A 20578-nucleotide genomic window follows, 5' to 3' on the forward strand; every position below is an offset into this window, starting at 1 on the left:
CTGTTTCTGTTTCTGTTTCTGTTTCTGTTTCTGTTTCTGTTTCTGTTTCTGTTTCTGTTTCTGTTTCTGTTTCTGTTTCTGTTGATTGTTGGGAAGTCGTTAGTGTTTTGTCAAGTATTTCAGTATTTTTTTTAACTTCGTCAGAAGATACTAACGTGTCATTTGTGAGACCAGTCTCTTCTGTTAACTCTGGCTTAGTTTCTTCTTTTTTCTTTCGAAAAATATCAAATAATCCCATGTTTAACCTACACTTTCAGTTGCTTTTTCTAAATCAACAGCAATCATTTTTGAAACACCAGCCTCTTGCATTGTAACACCGTAAAGGAGATTAGCTTTGAGCATTGTCCCTTTACGATGTGTAATGACAATAAACTGTGTTTCGCCTGCAAAATCAAATAGATAATTAGCAAAACGATCTACGTTAGCTTCATCTAGAGCCGCCTCTGCTTCATCTAATACCACAAACGGAACCGGTCTAACCTTTAGTATCGCAAATAGTAAAGTGATAGCAGTTAGTGCTTTCTCACCACCAGAAAGTAAACTCATTTGTTGAAATTTTTTTCCAGGAGGTTGGGCAATAATGTCAATGCCTGTAGTCAACAAGTGCTTTGGATCTGTCAAGCAAATCTCAGCTTGACCACCACCAAACATTTTTGAAAATACTGTTGAAAAATGTTTTGCAACTTCATCGAATGTTTGTTTAAAACGAAGCTGTACCTCTTGATCCATTTCATCAATTGTTGTCAAAAGCGTTTCACGAGATAATTGTAAATCATTACGTTGACTATTTAAAAAATCGAATCTTGATTGTACTTCTTCATACTCGTTAATTGCATTCATATTAACATGTCCGATTTCGTCTAGACTACGCTTAACTAAGGATAATTGAGAATTAATATCATCAATCTCTGTTAATTCGTGTTCGGCAATAATATCTGATACATCAATTGCATCATATTGCATCAAGATTTGTGCCTTTAGACTATCAAACTGCGTTTCTAATCGAGTTAGTTTTGCAATATTTTGACTTTGTACAGCAGTGCTCTCTTTCAAGTTAGTTTGTTGCACTACAAACTGTTCTTGCAATGTTTCTAGTGCTTGTCCTAACTCAACTAATTGATTAGTTTGTTTGTCAAGATTTTGTTGATCATTTTTTAACTCTTGTTCTATTTGTTCAAGCTGATCGGTCATTGCCAATGTATTTTCTGCAGACGACATACGATTTTCGTATGTTGATAAGTTCAGTTTAACATCATCTAATCGTGTTTGAATATCATCTTTTTGTGTATCTAGTAATACAACTTTTTCAATAACACTATTAATTTTTGTTTTAATTGCCGCATATTTAGCTTCAACCGCTACTTTTTCATTATTATTCGCCTGATTTTTTTCAGTCAATTGAGATAACTCAGCACTGATACGTTTTACTTCGTTTTCTTGATTATCTTTTTTAGTTTCAACAAGCCTTATACGCTGTTTTTCGTCTTCAATTTTGTCGTCTAATTCTTGTTTTTGTAATTTTTTTTCATTGAAATCATATTCTAAAGTTGCTAGGTTCCTTTTTTTCTGAATTAATTCATCCTGCTTCTTGTGGTATAAATAATCAATTTTGTTTGATTGATTTTTAGCTTTAATATGATTTTTTTCAATGGACTCAATTTCTAACTTAAGCTGATCAATGTATTGGCGTTGTTTTTGCAACGAACTTTCCGATTCTTGAGTTTGAAGATGTAATTTTTTAACCGATTGATTTAATTCAGTTAATTCTGCTTGTCGACCTAATATGCCATTTGTTTGCTTTTTTTGCTGAGATCCACCTGTCATCGACCCACCAGCATTAATAATTTGTCCATCTAAAGTAACAACACGATAACGATGTAGCATTGATTTTGCAATTTGAATTGCATTTGTCAAATTATCAACAATAACTGTTGTTCCTAATAGATTAGCCTTAATCGTTGCCATATCCTTGGGCATGCTGACCAATTCAGCAGCAATACCAATGAACCCGGTCATGCTCTTAATTTGATTATGCCCAGTTATCTGCCTTGCCTTAATAGTGTCTAATGGCAAAATAGTCACTCGCCCAGCTCTTTTTTTAGTCAAATAGTGAATGACTTGCTTTGCTGTTTCGGTTGAATCAACAACAATATGTTGAAGTGCGGCACCCAATGACGTTTCTATTGCTAATGTATAAGCCTGATCAACAACCACTAATTCCCCAACGACACCACGAATTCCAGGATAAATCTGTCGCACTTCTGGTTTCATCAAAGCCCTCACACCTTGATAAAAACCTGCATATTCATCCATAGCATTCAATGCATCTCGTTTACTGCGTAACTTATTGAGGTCACTTAATAGCTGATACCAAGATTTCTCTTTCTTATGAAAATCGGCTGTTAGTTGTTCCAGATTACGTTGTTTATTTTCAATAGTTTTCTCTAAGTTAGCTAACTTCTGTTGATCTGACTCAGATTCATCTATAGTTAGATGACTTTCGACATCACGCAAATCATTTTTAGCCTGATTTAAACGTTGCGATAAATCATTAATATGATTAGTAATCACTATTTGATTTTCCTCGTCAGTTTGCATTGTATTGCGTAACGTCGCAATCTCTTGCATTATCTGAATGTAATCAGATCGTGATTGTTCCAGTTGTTTTTCTAATCTAGCTTTTAGTTGCCCGTTATCAGACTCTTTAAATACGTCAACTTTTAATTCAAGTGATTTCTGACTATCTAATAATTGTTTTTTTTCGACTTCTAAAGTATTTATTTGTTCATTAATATTAGTTAATTGCTCTGACAACCTACTTATTTGTTGTTTGCTATTGTTAATATCTTGAGATAAAGTACCAATCTCTTGTAGTGAGAGATTTTTTGACCCAATCAATTGTTCTCTTTTTCGTGTCGCACTTAAAATAGATTGCTGTAGCTCATCTTTCAACATTTGAGCATTATTATTTTCTTGGCGTTGACTAACCAGGTACGTATTCAATTGATCTAATTTTGTTTTATCACGATTCACAATCTCATCTTGCAATGCAATTTGAGATCTAACTTTATCAATTTTAGATTCTAGTTCGTACTGAGTTAACCCTAAACGTATTTTGTCCAGATGTTCAAATCGCTCTTGTTGGGCAAGATAATCTGTCGCCTTAGCCGATTGCTCGGCCAAAGGTTCAATCCTAGACTCAATTTCTCTGATAATATCCGTAATACGGGTCAAATTGTCATGCGTCTGTGCTAATTCTTTTTGAGCCCGTTCTTTATTTTGCTTGTATTTATGTACACCAGCAACTTCTTCAATAATAGCGCGTCGGTTTTCCGGCTTAGCATTAAAAATACTTTCAACACGTCCTTGAGAAATAATCGAAAAACTTTCTCTACCCAATCCTGTATCCATAAACAAATCATGAATATCACGTAACCGTGTTTCAATACCATTGATTTGATACGAACTTTCTCCCGAGCGATAGAGTTTTCTGGAAATTCTAATTTCATTGAAATCAGATTTAATGTAATGATCTGTATTATCAAAAGTCATTGAAACTTCTGCTCGATTTAATGGACCACGATTGTTGGTGCCGCCAAAAATAACGTCGCTCATTTTTGAACCACGCAAATCTTTCGCACTTTGTTCACCCATAACCCAACGCATTGCTTCAATAATATTTGATTTTCCAGATCCGTTAGGTCCTACAATACCTGTCATACCAGGTAAAATATTAATAACAGTTTTATCAGCAAACGACTTAAAGCCACTGATTTCGAGTGATTTAAGTTTCATGGCTTACTTTTCTTCCAATAATTTTAATGCCACACGTGCAGCCGCTTTTTCGGCATCTTTTATTGATTTTCCTGTTCCACGTGCTAATTCCTTGTCATCTACAGACACACTAGCTTCAAATAATTGTTCATTATTTGATAATTGCTGTTCATTTTCTGTTCGATAGTCAATATCTACAGTTCCCTTTTTTTGTAGCTTTTCTTGTAATCGACTTTTAAAATCAATGAACCGATCAAAAAATTCAGTGTCAACAGCAGCAAATAATGTTTTGTCTAAAAATAAACGGACTGCGTCAAGCCCTTGATCCAGATAAAGTGCCCCTATAAATGCTTCCCAAATATCTTCTAACAGAGAATCACGATCTCTGGCTCCCGACATTTCTTCACCCTTACCCAAGCGTATTGCTTCATTAAGATGCACTAATCTAGAAAAATGAGCAAATGATCTTGTTTGCACCATAGTGATGCGCATTTCAGTCAATTGACCTTCATGCCAATTGGGATAACGCTTAAATAAATATTCAGCCACTGAAACCTGCATGACTGAATCACCTAAAAATTCTAAGCGTTGATAATCACGGCCAGATTCATTAGGATGCTCATTTAGATAATTACGTTGGGTCAACGCTTCTGTTAATAACGATTCGTCATTAAAATGAATGTTAAATTCTGACAATAAATATTTTTTAAAACTGTCTTGTGACACGGTTTCTTCCTTTAAAATATATAGTTTTATATTTAATTATATCAAAAAAAGTACTTAGTTTTTGATAAACTTAGTACTTTTCCATTTAAACTTGATCGGCATGTTCTCTAACAACACTAGCAATCGCATCAACGTACTTTTCAACTAATTCTTGAGTGGGTGCTTCTGCCATAACTCTCAATAAAGATTCTGTACCAGAAGGTCTAACTAAGACGCGACCATCACCAGCCATTTGCGATTCAACTTCTGCAATCTTTGCAATAACTTCTTGATTTTGTTGAATAGCTACTTTATCTGCTACTTTAATGTTCACAAGCTTTTGGGGATAAATTTGAACACTATTTGCTAATTCTGATAACTTTTTACCAGTTTCTTTCATAACGTAAAGTAATTGCAATGCTGTTAGTAAACCATCCCCTGTAGTAGCCCAGTCTCTGAAAATAATGTGCCCTGATTGTTCTCCACCTACATTATAATCTGACTTAATCATTTCTTCCATCACGTAACGATCACCAACAGCAGTTTTAACACTCGTCATACCGTTTTCCGCCAAAGCTTTGTAGAAACCAATGTTACTCATCACAGTTGAGACAATTGTGTTATGCTTCAATCTACCTTGATTATTCAGGAATCGACCAATGATAAACATAATTTTGTCACCATCTACAATATCACCGTTTTCATCAACTGCAATCAAACGGTCCCCATCTCCATCAAAGGCTAGCCCTACTTGTGTCTCCTTGTCTTGCACCAATTTTGATAATGCTTCAGGATGCGTTGACCCAACACCATCATTGATATTAAGACCATCTGGTTTAGTTCCCATAGTAACAAAGTCAGTGTTTAAATCAGCAAATAAACGAGGTAGTAACTCACTAGTTGCACCATTAGCGCCATCTAATGCTATGTTCATTCCTGCTAAATCAGTAGGAATTGTTTTTTGTAAGAATCCAATATATTTTAACGCACCTTCAGGATAATTATTCACACTACCTAATCCTTCAGCACTAGGTCTTGGCAAATCATCTGTTTGTGAATCAAGTAATTGTTCAATTTCAAATTCTAATTCATCGGAAAGTTTAAAGCCATCATTTCCAAAAAACTTAATCCCATTATCAGCTGCAGGATTATGAGATGCTGTAATTTGAACACCTGCATCAGCCTCCAAATCTTGAACTAAAAATGCCACAGCAGGTGTCGTAATCACACCTAAACGCAAGACATCAATACCAACGGATAGAAAACCCGCAATGATCGCCTGCTGTAACATTTCACCTGAGATTCTAGTATCACGACCAACAATAACAACTGGTTTCTTATCAGATTCGTTGTGTCTTGTGAGAATAGCACCACCAGTTCTACCTAATCTAAATGCTAATTCAGGTGTTAACGTTTTATTAGCAACGCCACGTACACCATCTGTTCCAAAATATTTTAAACTAATATCTGACATATTCCTGTCCTATTTTCTTTATTTACTACTTGAACTACTATCACTAGTACTAGAAGAAGATTTACTTGAAGACTCTGTATTGTTTGAGCTTGAAGATGACGATTCTTTTGAAGCATCTGACGTACTATTTTTGGTAATATTGGCCGTCACAGTTGACGTATCATAACGTACAATGCCATCAATTTTAGGTAAATCTATTTTAATTGTACCATTTTGATCTTTAATATCATTGAGATCAATATTTAAACTAATATCATTCAAAGAATTGAGTGTATCTGATGCACCATAAGCAGTGATTGTTTTAGGATCAAAGCTAACCTGATATTGATTAGCATCCCCATTTTTAATATTAGCTTTTAGCGATAGCTTTTTTGAATCTTCTGGTGCTACTGTTAATTCTACATTAACAGTCTTGTGGTTAAAAGCCACCTCAACTTCATTTCCCTCTTTATCAAGCGCTATTAGTTGCGTGTTTTGTGCAATAAAATCTTTAATCCCACTTTGTAAAGTCGGTCTTGCTATAACAGATGCTACCGAATCAACATTTGTTTGTGGACCAATAATAGTCACACGCTTAGGATCTGAAGTCGCATTACTGACGGTATACCCACTAGCAATTTTATTTTTATCATAATCTACCGTTACGGGCAATGTTGTCGTTGCTTTTTTTGCAATTGTAACCGTTACTTTTTGTGGTTCAACTGTAGAAGTTAATGAAGCATTTACACCTCTTAATGCCACTGTAACAGTATGTTTTCCAGGCTTTAGACCTCTTAGATCAGCACTGGCTTGAATATCATTTCGACTTCTTGCCGCTGATATCAAAGCACCAGATCCTTCAATTGTAACCTGAACTGAAGCTGGTGCCCCTACCGCAACATATTCATCATTATCGTATTGAAGACTCAATGGTACTTTCAAAACCGCTTTTTTCTCGGGCACGATGTTTGTAATGTTATTACCACCATTGCTGCTAGAAGTAGCTGACTTGGTGCTAATGACATAAGCAAAAAGTAATAGTGTTAAAAGTAAGGAAATGACTAAATTTAAAATTTTTGATTGTCCAATTTTTTTCATTATCCACGTCCCCATCCTTTCCACCATTTTTTGTTACTAGTTTGTGTACCTTCTGTTATATTAGCAAGAAACTGTTTTTCAAAATACGTCAAATAACTACTTTGATCCATATGTCTTAATAAATCACCTTTTTGTGTTATTGATATTTCGCCAGTTTCTTCGGAAACAACTACAGTAATGGCATCACTTGCCTCAGATATACCTACGGCTGCTCGATGTCTTGTACCAAGTTCTTTAGGAATACGCGTACTTTCAGATAAGGGTAGATACGCAGAAGCAACAGCTATACGCTTATCACTGATAATTACAGCCCCATCATGTAGTGGTGTATTTGGTATGAATGTATTAATCAATAATTGGCCCGTCACGTAGGCATCAAGTTTAATACCTGTCTTGATATATTCATCCAAATTTGCATCTCTTTGGATAGTGATTAATGCACCTATTCGGCGTTTTGACATGTATTGTAATGCTTCATCTAAACTCTTAATGAGCTGTTGTTCAAATGAATTGTCTATGTGAGAACGTCGCAATGTAATCCGTCGTCCTAAACTTTCTAGTCCCCGACGTATCTCTTGTTGAAAAATCACAACAAGGGCAATAGGCGCCCAAGTAATTAACTGATCCATAACCCATGATACAGTTGCTAGACCCAAATACCAGCTAATGACTTTAACAAGAATACCAGTTCCAAGACCCAAAAGAATCTGTAAAGCACGTGTTCCTTCAACAAATTGGATAATTTTGTAAAGTAAAAACCATATAATTGCAATGTCAATAGCATGCATTAAATTGTTGCTTGTTAACAGTGGTAACATAAAATCCCCTTATTTTTAAGTCAACATGAATTACTCTTCATTTTTACCAGCTAAAGCAGCCGTTTCTGAAAAGTTAATAAATTTCCTGATGTTAATATCTGATTGTCGTGTGATACGACCTTGATCATATAAATTCTGAATAGCCTCACGTTGCGCATTTAATGCCTTAATTTCCAAATCAACACGTATTTTTTCATCTATGACACGCTGTTCGGGTGTGTCCGATCGTTTCTCATTTTCAATTAAATAACGATAAGCAACAATCAAATTATAGGCATTTTGTCTTTCTAAACGATGAGAAACGGTATCACCATTATATTGTTCCATATGTTCAGATAACTTTTTAATTGCTGCCTTTGCTGTTTCTCGAATCACTAATGAATTTTCTTTTTTAACTTTTTCATTTGTTTCATCTGATAACCAAATACGTATGTTACCGATAGCTCTACGAATCAGTTGCCAAGACCACTGCGTTGAAATTTGATAATGTGAACTAGCATCAATAGCACTTTCCAACCTTTCCAATCTTCTAGATTGTATTGAAAAGGTTATCGGTGAAATTTCTTCTTGAACTAACATTTTTTGTAACTGGTCTCTTTGTGCAACAATACCAACACGTCTTAACTCAGAATCATCAGCTTTCAATGGTGTTTTGACTTGATCACCCAATAATTGTCTAATTTGTGCTATCGTTCTTTGTTTTCGATTAATTAATTCATAGACAATGGCACGATTATTATCTCTTTGTTGTTCGCGCAAAACTTGTATGCCTACTTGAATAGCAAAAATTCTTGCTTCGGCTTCAGACATTTCATATTTAGGCTTAATTTCAGCTGATGTTGCTTCTGATTCTGACATTTCAGGCTGAGTGAAATCGTGTGCAGAACGTTCTTTAGTGACTATTGGTAACATTACTGTAGCAACTAATAAACTAACAATGACAACGATAGCTGCGACAAATATCAATAAATTACGCTGTGGAAATTCTGAACCATCTTTTATGATTGCTGGTGTTGTCATAACTGCAGCCATTGTTACTGCTCCGCGAACACCTGTCAGACCAGAGGTTATGGAAATCATAAAGTTTGGTTTGTTTTCATGATTCTTAACGTATAACATTATCTGATTGCCATATGCCCAGATTGTCCGAATAGCAAAAACGATAAACCAAACCGCAAAACCATAGAAAATAGCATGACCCGTATGTATTTGTGAACTTTTAAAAACAGCATCTACCGCTTGAGGTAGTTCAATGCCTAACAAAACAAATATAACACCGTTTAGCAGATAAGCAAAAATTTCCCAAGTTCTAACTACTGTAACTGAAATCTCAGGATTTCGTGCGTCGATGTGTTGATCACTTAAAATTTTAACTAAGACGCCACCTGCTACGACAGCGATAACACCTGAAGCATGAAAAACATCTTCAGCAACCCAATAGATCAAAAACGGTGATAACAATGTAATCACTGTATGAAATACGACATCATTCATTCCCACTCTATCAAACGTGTCACGTAGCCAACTGACAATATTCCCTAAAATCAACCCTACTAGTAAACCTATAAAAGTCATCCATAAAAAATTAGTTATAGCTTCTGTTAATAAAAAAGTGCCAGCAACCGTAGCCTTTATGGCTGTGTTAAAACTAACTAATCCACTAGCATCATTGATCAAGCTTTCACCAGAGACAATATGCATAACCTTATCAGGCAACTTGACACGCTTGGCAATTGCTTGAACAGCTACAGGATCAGTTGGTGAGATAACAGCAGCCAAAGCTAATGCAACGGATTTTGGAAACTGTGGAATCAATAGATGAATGAAGAATCCACCTACTAAAGTCGTCAATAACACTAATAGAATCGCATTGGCTAAAATTGGACCACGTAATTCCCATAATTCTCTTTTTGGAAACCGCCATGCATCATTGTACAATAATGGTGCAACGAATAAAAGCATGAACCAGTGGGCATCAACCTCAATAAATACACCAAATACAAGTGCTAGTATTAAACCGATAGCGATTTGAAACAAACTAACCGGCACATCAGGAATATAGTGCGAAATAACATTTGAAATGGTAACAGAAATAATAAGAATAACAATCAATTCAATAATTATCATATTTTATCTCTCCCCCATAATCCGAACCTCAGTTTCAAGTGAAACACCATACTTTTCTTTTACTGTTTTTTGAACAATATGAATTAAGTCTTCATAATCATTACCTGTGCCATGGGCAACATTTACCATAAACCCTGCGTGTTTAGTTGAAACTTCTACCCCTCCTACACGTTTCCCCTGCAGATTTGAATCCATAATTAATTTGCCAGCAAAATAACCTATTGGTCGCTTAAAAACTGAACCGTTAGAAGGATAGTTCAATGGTTGTTTATTCGCACGTTTGAAATTATTTTCATCCATTCGACTTTGTATAAGAAGCTGGTCATCGGGTACTAAACGAAATGTTGCACTAATAATTACCCCACCATTATCTTGAAAAACAGAGTGTCGATAACCAAAATCCAATGCTTCAGACGAAAATGTTTGTATCGTACCATCTGGCATGATCGCAGTCGCTGACTCAACAACCATATCAGTCTGACCGCCATAGGCACCGGCATTCATAAAGACTGCACCACCAACAGATCCTGGTATGCCAGCACTCCATTCCAATCCACTTAAACTTGATTCTAAAGCCGACTCTGCAACCATGATTAAATCAGCGCCAGCATCAGCAGTGATTATATTATTTTCAATACTAATATGGTTTAATTCATGTAATAAAATAGCAAGCCCCCTCAAGCCACCATTACGTACAACTAAATTTGATAATCGTCCAAAAATATAGATCGGTTGTTGATTAGATTTTGCCCATAATAATAATTCTTGTAGTTCCGTTTGTGTTTTTGGAATAGCTAAAAAGTCTACCATACCGCCTACTTGTGTATGAGCGTAAGGGGCTAGTAATTGATTCTTTAAGATTTTAATTTGATTTAATGTCATTTTATTAACTCCAAGTTGATTACTATCATTTTACCAAACTTTCGCCTATCCACCTAAATCACACCAAAAAAGCTTGAAATATGAAATATCATTTCAAGCTTTTAAATTAAGAAAACCAAAGTTTTATTTCACGTTCTGCAGACGTCTTACTATCAGATCCATGTACGACATTCATCATAGCTTCAGTATCCCACTCACGCGCAAGATCTCCTCGTATTGTCCCAGGTTGTGCTAATGTTGGATTAGTTGCTCCCATCATGTTGCGCCATCCTTCAATAATATTTGTGCCTTCACCTATAATCGCAATAACAGGTCCAGACATCATATAGTTGGCTAACTCAGGATAAAAAGGTTTATCAACGTGTTCTTCATAATGCTTAGCTAAAAGGTCTTCAGTTGCAGACATCATTTTCAATGAGATTATACGATAACCTTTATTTTCAATACGATTAATGATTTCGCCTACTTTGCCGCGCTTTACGCCGTCAGGTTTTATCATTATAAACGTTTGTTCAACCATATCCATAGCCTCCTAAAACTTTACTAACTTTATTGTACACATCTGCGAATTTAAGCACAATGAAAGCGATTACTTTTTTGTACTTTGTTCTGGTCGATACACTATTGCCATTCCTTTAAGAATATTACGTAAATAGCGATCACCCGCAGGTTTGTAATTACGATGATCTGGTCTTCTCATCACTGCACTTAATTCAGAACTCGATACTTTAATCCCAGCTTTTCTCATGAATTCTAAGTAGTCATCGCTTGTATATGACATCGCTATTTTTATTTTTTTCATAACGACATTGTTAATATCTTCTTCTTTTTTCATATCAAAAGTTGGTGCTATCGGTTTAAGATCCGCTCCAATTTTTTGTCCGCGTTGAGAAATAATCAAACCATTCATGAATGATTCCAACATAATCATTGAAACTTTTGAATCACGTTTCTCATCATCTTTTTGCTTCGTTAAAATACTATGTAAGTCTTGTTCATTTAACGTTATACCACCAAGGGAAAATACCTTAATCATGTCATCATTTTTAATGTTCAAAGCATATCTTAAACGAATAATGATATCATTGTTATTCATATATTTTTTCTCCTACATTTTCTTCTGTTTTCAATTGACACTGTTAAAATGGATGATTATCGTATGTTTCCCATTTTTCGTGTGAGTCCTGAATTCTTTTAAACATTTTTTCCATTTCATTTAAACTAAATTCTGTTACAACAGGTCTCCCATGCGGGCAATTATAAGGATTTTCACATTTAGAAAGTGAGTCTAATAAGTAACGTGCCTGTGATTCAGATAAATGCATATTAGCTTTAATAGACCGTTTACAACTCATCATAATAGCTGTCTTCTCTCTAAACTTAGCAATCGTTAACGAGCCATCTCGCAAAATCCAATCAATTATTTCTGTGATTATCGATTCTTCTTGCCCTTTTTCAAACCACGCAGGATGCTCACGAAAAATGATGGTCGTTGGCCCAAAATTTTCAAAATCTAAACCAATATCAGTTAAACTTTTCTTTTCATCATTTAACTTCAACATATCCACAGTAGTGTAATTAAGCGTAATTGGCACTAATAGTCGCTGACGCTGATCTCCTACATTTCCGATGGCCTTTCGATAATACTCATATTTAATGCGTTCCTGGGCAGCATGTTGATCAACAATAAATAAACTATTTTCACTTTGAGCAAATAAAAATGTGCCATGCATTTGCCCAATATAGTCTAATTTTGGGAACCCACTTACTGTTGATTCATCGACTGTTAAACTTTCTTGATGATACTCAGGGTTAGTTGGTGTTGTATAGTTGATTTCTGGTTCAAACAATGTATTTGGTTGCATTTGATTAGTGTCAAAGATTGGTAATGCTATTTCATGACTATATTTATCAACAAATGCCTTAACCTCAATGGAATCTAATTGCGTACTATCCTCAATTTCTATTATGGTTGGATTTTCATCAACGATCTCTAATTTATTGCCTTTTTCAACTTCTATGGTCTCTACCCAGGGTGCTTTTATAAGTTGACTGTCTAGCACAGGTTCTGATTTTTGTTGCTTTCCATACAAGTTTTCATAGGCATCAGGTATTAAATTTTCATTTGACAGACGTTCTTTGATTGTTTTGGCAATTAAATCAGATAATTCTTTTTCCTTTGATAAGCGGACTTCAGATTTTTGAGGATGCACATTAACATCAATTAAAAGTGGATTTGTATTAATGTTGATAACTCCCATTGGAAAGCGGCCAACCATAAGTTTAGAGCCAAATCCATGAATAACTGCGTTTGAAATAGCAAAATTTTTGATAAACCTACCATTAATTAAGACTGTTAAATATTCCCGAGAGCCACGGGTTAATTCCGGTAAAGAAATGAATCCTGTGATATTAAAATCATCATCTTCACCAGCAAATGCTAACATTTTTTGAGCCACTTCACGACCATATATCGAGGCGATGACTTGTTTTTGATTACCATTACCAATAGTTTTCAATAACATTTTTTGTTCAGTAGCTAAGCTAAATGAGATATTGGTATATGACAACGCTAATCGATTCATAATATCGACTAATCGAGATAGTTCTGTTTGTGGTCTTTTCAAATATTTTAATCGTGCAGGTGTATTGTAAAATAAGTCTCTTACCGATATCACGGTACCGCGCCTACCATTAGCGGGCGTAGCACTAATTTGTTTTCCACCTTTAATATGATACATTAACCCTTCTGGATTATTGTCTGTGGTGGTATTGAGCGTAACATCAGCAATAGCAGCAATTGAAGGCAATGCTTCCCCTCTAAATCCTAATGATAAAATGTTAAATAAATCATGTCGGTCACTTATCTTGCTAGTTGCATGACGTGTGAAAGCTAAAGGGACATCTTCGGGATCAATACCATCCCCATTGTCCACAACTCGAATAAGAGATTGTCCTGCATCTTCTACTATGACATCGATTTGAGTAGCGCCAGCATCAATAGCATTTTCAACAAGTTCCTTGACAACACTTGCTGGACGTTCAATAACTTCTCCTGCGGCAATTTGGTTAGCTAATAAATTAGAAAGTTCATGTATTTTACCCATGGTTATTGTACGATTTAACGTACACCTCCTAGCTTCTCATTTTCTTTAATTGATTTAAGACATTCATTGCATCTAGCGGTGTCATGTGTAACAAATCAATATCATCGAGTGCCGAAAGGACTTTCAGGTCTTTTTTTGATACATCTTTGACTTCAAAAAGCGCTACTTGTTCTGTCAAGTAATCTTCTTGATCTTTTGTAGGTTTTTGCCTCAAAGTCTTGTTATCATCTTGAGGGTTTTCCAAATCAGCAAGTATACTTGTTGCATTACTAATCAATTCTTTGGGTAATCCAGCTAACGCTGCAACATGGATCCCATATGATTTATCAGCTGGTCCCTCTTGAATCTGATGTAAGAAATGTAATTGACCAGAATCATCTTCTACTGCCCCGACATGAACATTTTTAATACTGTGATGTTTTTCAGCCAGATTAGTTAGTTCATGATAATGCGTTGAAAATAGTGTTTTCGCATGAATATGCTTGTCTAGAAATTCTATAATTGCTTGTGCTAAAGCCATACCATCATAGGTTGCTGTTCCTCGCCCAAGTTCATCGAATAAGATGAGCGAATGCGCTGTTGCTTGCTGCAGTGCGTGATTAGCTTCAGCCATTTCAACCATAAAGGTTGATTGTCCCATAGCCATATCATCATTAGCACCAATTCTAGTAAATATTTGATCAAAAATTGGTAATTCAGCTGAATCAGCAGGCACAAAGCTACCCATTTGAGCTAAAATGACAATCAAAGCTAACTCTCTCATATAAGTTGATTTTCCGGCCATATTTGGTCCCGTGATCAACTGCATATGTGTTTTGTCATCTAGTCTAATATCGTTGGCAACAAAATCCCCGACTTGTAGTAAAGATTCAACCACGGGATGACGACCGTTCACAATTGTTATTGTACTTTCCCCAGTAAATTTCGGACGTACAAATCGATGATTATCTGCGACATCTGCAAGAGAAGATAAGACATCTAAACGCGCTATTTGTTGGGCAAGTGTTTGTACTCGTGAAATATTGGCTTTCACACGTTCGCGAACTGTTACAAAAAGTTCGTATTCTCGTTGAGTGCGTTTGGCTTGCGCCTCTACAATGAGGCTTTCATGTTGTTTTAACTCAGGTGTGACAAATCTTTCGGCGTTAGTTAACGTTTGTAACCGCTCATAACGATCTTTTTCTAAACGTGGAATATTTGTTTTAGTCACTTCAATAAAATAACCAAAGTTTTTATTATACCCAACTTTAAGTGAATTAATACCGGTTTGTTGTCGTTCATCAGCTTCTAATTGCGTTAGCCATTGTTGATTATCCGCTAGTACTTGTCGATAAGTATCTATTTTCTCATCGAATCCATCATTAATAATATTGCCCTCTCGAACACTAATTGGTGGTTCATCAACAATTGCTTCATCAATAAGTTCAGACAAGTCCATCATATTATCAAGATGCTGTCCAGCAATGGCTAGTTGTCCACCAGCTTCGGATAGCGTCTCTTTTATACCCGGGATAGCAGACAGCGAGCGCTTTAATTGTACTAATTCACGCGCATTCATCGTTCCCATTGCGGCCCGAGCTGCTAGCCTTTCTAAATCATAAACAGATTTCAAATGATCTTGAAGCCCTCCACGAGTCATAAAATCATCTTGGAATGCTTGAACTAAATCTAAACGCTTTTCAATCTCTGGTTGATTTCTCAAAGGCTTTAAAATCCAATTTTTTAATAGTCGTCCCCCCATTGCTGTGTTAGTCTGATCAATAAGCCCTAATAAAGATCCGGATTTTTTCTTTGTTCTTAAATTTTCAACTAAATCCAAATTACTTCTCGTATCTTGATTAAATTTCAGATACTTTAATCTTTCATAGCTTTTAGCTGGCATCAAATGATCTAAGCTTCTGCGTTGTGTATCAAAAATATAGCTTAACAACATAACCGTAACATTTATTTCAGATTCATTGTGTAAGGGTTGTGTCAAAAAACTCACAGCAGCCGTTTTTTCAAATGATTGCTGCATCGAAATAACAATCCCACGTTCGCCTAGTTTCAAAGCTAATTTTTCATTTTGAGTTGCTAGGTTACTTTTTTGTAACACAACTTCTTTAACTTCTAATGAACTCAATTCATCAATCACATCTTCAAAATGAATTAGCGTCGTTACGCGTAATTCACCGGTCGATAGATCAACATACGATAATGTCCAATCGTTATTATTAGGTAGTACAGCTGCAAGATAATTATTCTGCTTATCTGTTCCAGCACCTTCTGACATTTTTGTACCAGGCGTGATGAGTTGTACAACATCGCGTTTAACCATCCCTTTTGCTACTGAAGGGTCTTCCATTTGCTCAACAATAGCTACCTTATGTCCTTGATCAACTAAAATATCAATATAGTTTTGCGCAGCATGATGCGGTATACCTGCCATTGGTACAGGATTTTCTGAATTTTTATTTCGAGCAGTTAACGTCAACTCTAGTAATTTTGCTCCCAAAATAGCATCGTCTTCGAATAGCTCATAAAAATCACCTAAACGATAAAATACAAATGCATCAGGATATTGTGCTTTTATTTCATGATATTGAACCATCATTGGTGTATCAGCAGATTTACCCATTATAGTTATTTCTCCATTGTTAATTCGAGTTCTTTTTCAATCAAAGTAGCGATAGTGTGCCATTGTTCGAGATAGATAATCTACTAAATCATGGTTTTCAGGCAAATTGTCCCACCCCTCTTTACTAACAACAGTAATTGCCTCTTGTTGAGCAATCTCCATCATCGTTAAATCTTTAACAGGATCACCTACTACAAATTCTGGTATACCAGATTGCTTCGTGCCTAAAATATCTCCCGAACCACGAAGTTCAAGATCACGTTGCGCTAATATAAATCCATTGGTTGTCTCTACCATAGCATCTAAGCGGGCTGTGCCATAGTCAGTTTTTGGATCCGCCACTAATATGGTATAGGACTGACGTTCCCCACGACCAACACGCCCACGCAACTGGTGCAACTGTGCTAATCCAAAACGATCAGCATCCAAAATAACCATTACAGTTGCATTAGGCACATCAACGCCAACTTCAATAACAGTCGTTGCAACCAATATTTGAATATCATTAGCTTTAAAATCCGCCATAAGCTGCTTTTTCTCATCGTTTGATAATCTACCGTGTAATAAACCAATACGATATTCTGGATAAGTTAACTTAATAAATTCATACATGGCTGTAGCATTTTGTACGTCTAATGCTTCCGATTCTTCAATTAAAGGGGTAACAATATAGGCTTGTGCGCCACTGTCGACCTGTTGTTTGACAAAGTGCATCGCAGAATCTAATTGATTATGACTTAACCGCTTTGTTTGAATTGTTTTACGACCATTCGGCAGTTGATCAATTACTGAAATATCCATCTCGCCATAAGCAGTAATAGAAAGTGTTCTGGGAATAGGTGTCGCTGTCATTGCTAAAATATCTGGATTAACACCATTTTCTCGTAGGGCTGCTCTTTGATTAACACCAAAGCGATGCTGCTCATCAATCACTGCCAAACCTAGATGATGAAACATGACATCAGGTTGCAATAAAGCATGTGTCCCTACAAGAATATCTATTTCGCCTGATTCAAGGTCTTCAATTATTTGCCTACGAGCTGATGCTTTCAATCCACTTGTTAATAATTCAATTCGCAAATTAATATCGGCATTTTCAAAGAGTTGCGTCAAATTAATGGCATGTTGTTGAGCTAAAATTTCTGTTGGTGCCATAATAGCTGCTTGCATACCAGCTGTAATTGCTGCATACATAGCCGTTGCAGCAACTACTGTTTTACCAGACCCTACATCTCCTTGAAGTAGTCGGTTCATATGAATTGGGCGCTTTTGATCTTTTAAAATCTCAGCAATCACTTTTTTTTGAGCAGCAGTTAGTTTAAAGGGTAACCCCATCTCAAACTTGTGAATTGCGGCTATATCATAATTAATTTCTTCACCAGAAAAATTTTGGTCAGCTAATTTCAATAGTTGAAGTCTCATTTGAAAAATAAAAAACTCTTCGAAAGCTGCACTCCGACGAGCCAATTTTGCGCTTAACATATCAGAAGGGAAATGCATATTTTCAATTTCCGCATTACGGTCAAGTAAACGATACTTTTCACGAATCTTTTTTGGTACCAAAGTCGGCATGTTACCACGTACTTCCGCCCAAGCTAACTCAATTAAATGTCGAATTGTTTTTGCTGTGATTTTTTTGGTTGCTGGATATATTGGATCTAATGCATCAATAGAGGCGTTAATCATTTTCATTCCAGTCATTGATGCTTTAGCGGCATTGTAAGTACCGTACACAGCAACTTCTTCACCTACTGTGATATTTTGTGCTACCCATGGTTGATTAAAAAATGTAACACGCACATTTTCGTGTTCAATTAATAAACCAAATCGAGTTTGATTCTTTTTACCAAAACGAGTGACTATTGCGGGTGAACTCACAACACCTTTAAACGTTACTTTTTCACCGTCAAGTGTTTCGGATGGTATTCTTTCTCCTAAATCTTCATATCGAAAAGGAAAATAAGTTAACAAATCTTCAATTGTAAATATACCAATTTCATGAAGTGCGTCTAATCTTTTTGGCCCAACACCTGGCAATAGGTTAACATTATCATTATGAGTTATCATATTATCATTGTAACATTTTTACACAAAAAAACGGTGGCCCCTAGGCTACCGTTCTTTTGATAATTAAATTATTGTGTTTACACAAAACCACCAAAAGCATTGTTTAAATCAATAGGTTCATGCTTAGTCACAATTGTTTCTTTATTGACAAAAGTGTCAATACCTAAGTCCCCTAATTCACGACCATAACCAGAATTTTTAACACCACCAAATGGTAATTCTGGTAACGTACCACCAAAACTGTTAACAAAAACAGCACCAGTTTCAATTTTTGAAGCAACTTCTGTCGCATGTTCTGGAGAACCACCAAATACAACGCCACTTAAGCCGTAATGTGAATCATTTGCTAAAGCAATTGCTTCTTCTTCATCACGTACCTTATAAACTTGTCCAACTGGACCAAAGAATTCTTGATAAAACGCCGGATTATCTTTGCTAATGTTAGTTAGGATAACTGGTTCAAACAGAGCAGCTGGTTTAGTTTGTTCAACACTACCAAATGCTAAAGTTGCGCCGGCATCAACCGCTTCTGCAACTTGTTTAGTTAAGTTTTTCTTGGCTTTTGATGTACTTAGTGGTGCAAGTGTTGTTTCTGGTAACATCGGATCCCCTAAACGAGCCTCAGAAAATGCCTTTTTAAGCATCTCTACCAATTTATCATAGTTCTTTTCTGTCACAATAAAACGTTTTGATGATGTACATACTTGCCCAGCATTGTATAAACGCGCACCACTGATAATTTTCTCAACTTCGAAAAGATCGGCATCATCTAATATAATAAAGGGATCACTACCACCCAATTCTAGTGAACTTTGTTTCATATATTTACCAGCTTCAGCAGCGACTAATTTACCTGCACGTTCTGATCCGGTTAGCGCCACACCTTGTACCCTTTCGTCAGCAATAATGTGACTGACTTGATCATAATCTATAAATAAGTTAGTAAACGCACCATCTGGTAATTCAGCTTCTTTGACAATTTTTTCAAAAGTATCGGCTGCCATTGGTGTGTTACTGGCATGCTTTAATAGCATAGGATTACCGGCCATATAGTTTGGTGCAAAGACACGCATAATTTGATAATAAGGAAAATTCCATGGTTCAACCATCATTAAAATACCAGTTGGCCTTGAAATTGTTTGTGCGGGACCAATTGCTGATTGGATGTTTTTGGGCTTCAAAAATTCAGCTGCATTTTTAGCATAATATCGCGCAATTGCAATACTAATGACAACTTCTCCTTGTGCCTCTGAAAAACGTTTCCCCATTTCAACTGTTAAAATTTTTGCTAACTCATCTACACGAGATGCCATAATATCTGCAACTTTGTTCAATGCATCAGCACGACTTTCTACTGGATCGTTTCGCCATTTTTTATATAGCGCATGACCCTTAGTTAATGCTTCTTCCACATAGGCATCATCATGACTGTCGAATGTCTTAATTACTTCATCTGTAAACGGATTTACTGTTTGATAACTCATGTTATTTCGACCTTTCTTTTAATACAGCGTGGGATACAACTAACAACACCCTCATTATAGGCTTATATTCATTCAAATTCAAATATTTTCACAAGTAAAATATTTTATAATCAACTACTATTAAAGAGACTAGCGATAAGTTTAAAAAAAGTTTCACAATGTTTTGCTTGTTTTAGATAGCAATAACTTGATAAAAAAAGCCAACCAATCATTGGCTGACTTTTATATATCTAAATTACTTCTTATTGTCTTCTTTAAAGTCTTCAACTGCGTCTTTAACAGCATCTTTGACATCAGAAACGACTTCCTTGGCTTTACCAACAAAGCCTTGGGCTTTGCCTTCTGCTTCACGACTTTTGTCTCCAGTAACCTTACCTTCAAATTCTTTTGCCTTACCGACAACTTTATCCTTAGCGCTATCAAACTTTTCTTCAAATGACATAATA

Annotated in this window: 14 protein-coding genes and 1 pseudogene; all 15 read right to left on the reverse strand. The window is 35.8% G+C overall.

Annotated features, from left to right (window positions below; all coding sequences use genetic code 11):
- Nucleotides 1-238, reverse strand: a pseudogene (locus K5Q12_RS06475) (signal recognition particle-docking protein FtsY); the annotation flags it as partial.
- A gap of 2 nt (nucleotides 239-240) precedes the next feature.
- The gene (gene smc / locus K5Q12_RS06480) at nucleotides 241-3795 is read right to left on the reverse strand and encodes a chromosome segregation protein SMC (RefSeq protein ID WP_220742909.1); all 3555 of its coding nucleotides are present in this window, start codon (nucleotides 3793-3795) and stop codon (nucleotides 241-243) included.
- Between the two features lie 3 nt (nucleotides 3796-3798).
- Nucleotides 3799-4500, reverse strand: coding sequence for a ribonuclease III (gene rnc, locus K5Q12_RS06485; protein ID WP_220742911.1), 702 nt, complete (start codon nucleotides 4498-4500; stop codon nucleotides 3799-3801).
- 85 nt (nucleotides 4501-4585) lie between these two features.
- Entirely contained in the window at nucleotides 4586-5953 is a 1368-nt protein-coding gene (glmM, locus tag K5Q12_RS06490) for a phosphoglucosamine mutase (protein WP_220742912.1), read from the reverse strand.
- An 18-nt stretch (nucleotides 5954-5971) separates the two neighbouring features.
- Nucleotides 5972-7030 carry a CdaR family protein gene (locus K5Q12_RS06495; RefSeq protein WP_220742952.1) on the reverse strand — a complete coding sequence of 353 codons (1059 nt, stop codon included), beginning with the start codon at nucleotides 7028-7030 and terminating at the stop codon, nucleotides 5972-5974.
- A complete protein-coding gene (gene cdaA / locus K5Q12_RS06500; RefSeq protein WP_220742914.1) occupies nucleotides 7030-7848 on the reverse strand; it encodes a diadenylate cyclase CdaA in 819 nt (272 codons plus the stop codon). The genes K5Q12_RS06495 and cdaA overlap by 1 nt, the downstream gene beginning before the upstream one ends.
- A 30-nt stretch (nucleotides 7849-7878) precedes the next feature.
- Nucleotides 7879-9975, reverse strand: coding sequence for a Na+/H+ antiporter (locus K5Q12_RS06505; protein ID WP_220742916.1), 2097 nt, complete (start codon nucleotides 9973-9975; stop codon nucleotides 7879-7881).
- A gap of 3 nt (nucleotides 9976-9978) precedes the next feature.
- Nucleotides 9979-10857, reverse strand: coding sequence for a UDP-N-acetylmuramate dehydrogenase (gene murB, locus K5Q12_RS06510; protein ID WP_220742918.1), 879 nt, complete (start codon nucleotides 10855-10857; stop codon nucleotides 9979-9981).
- A 106-nt stretch (nucleotides 10858-10963) separates the two neighbouring features.
- Complete coding sequence (gene ndk / locus K5Q12_RS06515; protein ID WP_220742921.1) at nucleotides 10964-11377, reverse strand: nucleoside-diphosphate kinase; 414 nt, start codon at nucleotides 11375-11377, stop codon at nucleotides 10964-10966.
- Between the two features lie 69 nt (nucleotides 11378-11446).
- Nucleotides 11447-11953 (reverse strand): YehS family protein, encoded by a 507-nt coding sequence (locus K5Q12_RS06520; RefSeq protein ID WP_220742923.1) that lies wholly within the window; start codon nucleotides 11951-11953, stop codon nucleotides 11447-11449.
- A 43-nt stretch (nucleotides 11954-11996) separates the two neighbouring features.
- Nucleotides 11997-13964, reverse strand: a complete 1968-nt coding sequence (gene mutL / locus K5Q12_RS06525) for a DNA mismatch repair endonuclease MutL (protein WP_220742925.1) — start codon at nucleotides 13962-13964, stop codon at nucleotides 11997-11999.
- 28 nt (nucleotides 13965-13992) lie between these two features.
- Entirely contained in the window at nucleotides 13993-16581 is a 2589-nt protein-coding gene (gene mutS, locus K5Q12_RS06530; RefSeq protein ID WP_220742927.1) for a DNA mismatch repair protein MutS, read from the reverse strand.
- A 36-nt stretch (nucleotides 16582-16617) separates the two neighbouring features.
- Nucleotides 16618-18648 carry an ATP-dependent DNA helicase RecG gene (recG, locus tag K5Q12_RS06535; protein ID WP_220742929.1) on the reverse strand — a complete coding sequence of 677 codons (2031 nt, stop codon included), beginning with the start codon at nucleotides 18646-18648 and terminating at the stop codon, nucleotides 16618-16620.
- 77 nt (nucleotides 18649-18725) lie between these two features.
- Entirely contained in the window at nucleotides 18726-20132 is a 1407-nt protein-coding gene (locus K5Q12_RS06540; RefSeq protein WP_220742931.1) for an NAD-dependent succinate-semialdehyde dehydrogenase, read from the reverse strand.
- Between the two features lie 235 nt (nucleotides 20133-20367).
- Nucleotides 20368-20574: a CsbD family protein gene (locus K5Q12_RS06545; RefSeq protein ID WP_220742933.1), complete on the reverse strand. Its 207-nt coding sequence runs from the start codon at nucleotides 20572-20574 to the stop codon at nucleotides 20368-20370.
- Nucleotides 20575-20578 lie beyond the last annotated feature (4 nt).

Origin of the sequence: Leuconostoc palmae, assembly GCF_019656075.1 — a bacterium.
GTDB classification, from domain to species: domain Bacteria; phylum Bacillota; class Bacilli; order Lactobacillales; family Lactobacillaceae; genus Leuconostoc; species Leuconostoc palmae.

Excerpts from the sequence above, each read along its gene's own strand:
- smc (WP_220742909.1), bottom strand. The coding sequence starts at position 3,795 with ATGAAACTTAAATCACTCGAAATCAGTGGCTTTAAGTCGTTTGCTGAT.
- glmM (WP_220742912.1), bottom strand. The coding sequence starts at position 5,953 with ATGTCAGATATTAGTTTAAAATATTTTGGAACAGATGGTGTACGTGGC.
- K5Q12_RS06495 (WP_220742952.1), bottom strand. The coding sequence starts at position 7,030 with ATGAAAAAAATTGGACAATCAAAAATTTTAAATTTAGTCATTTCCTTA.
- cdaA (WP_220742914.1), bottom strand. The coding sequence starts at position 7,848 with ATGTTACCACTGTTAACAAGCAACAATTTAATGCATGCTATTGACATT.
- K5Q12_RS06505 (WP_220742916.1), bottom strand. The coding sequence starts at position 9,975 with ATGATAATTATTGAATTGATTGTTATTCTTATTATTTCTGTTACCATT.
- murB (WP_220742918.1), bottom strand. The coding sequence starts at position 10,857 with ATGACATTAAATCAAATTAAAATCTTAAAGAATCAATTACTAGCCCCT.
- ndk (WP_220742921.1), bottom strand. The coding sequence starts at position 11,377 with ATGGTTGAACAAACGTTTATAATGATAAAACCTGACGGCGTAAAGCGC.
- K5Q12_RS06520 (WP_220742923.1), bottom strand. The coding sequence starts at position 11,953 with ATGAATAACAATGATATCATTATTCGTTTAAGATATGCTTTGAACATT.
- mutL (WP_220742925.1), bottom strand. The coding sequence starts at position 13,964 with ATGGGTAAAATACATGAACTTTCTAATTTATTAGCTAACCAAATTGCC.
- mutS (WP_220742927.1), bottom strand. The coding sequence starts at position 16,581 with ATGGGTAAATCTGCTGATACACCAATGATGGTTCAATATCATGAAATA.
- recG (WP_220742929.1), bottom strand. The coding sequence starts at position 18,648 with ATGATAACTCATAATGATAATGTTAACCTATTGCCAGGTGTTGGGCCA.
- K5Q12_RS06540 (WP_220742931.1), bottom strand. The coding sequence starts at position 20,132 with ATGAGTTATCAAACAGTAAATCCGTTTACAGATGAAGTAATTAAGACA.
- K5Q12_RS06545 (WP_220742933.1), bottom strand. The coding sequence starts at position 20,574 with ATGTCATTTGAAGAAAAGTTTGATAGCGCTAAGGATAAAGTTGTCGGT.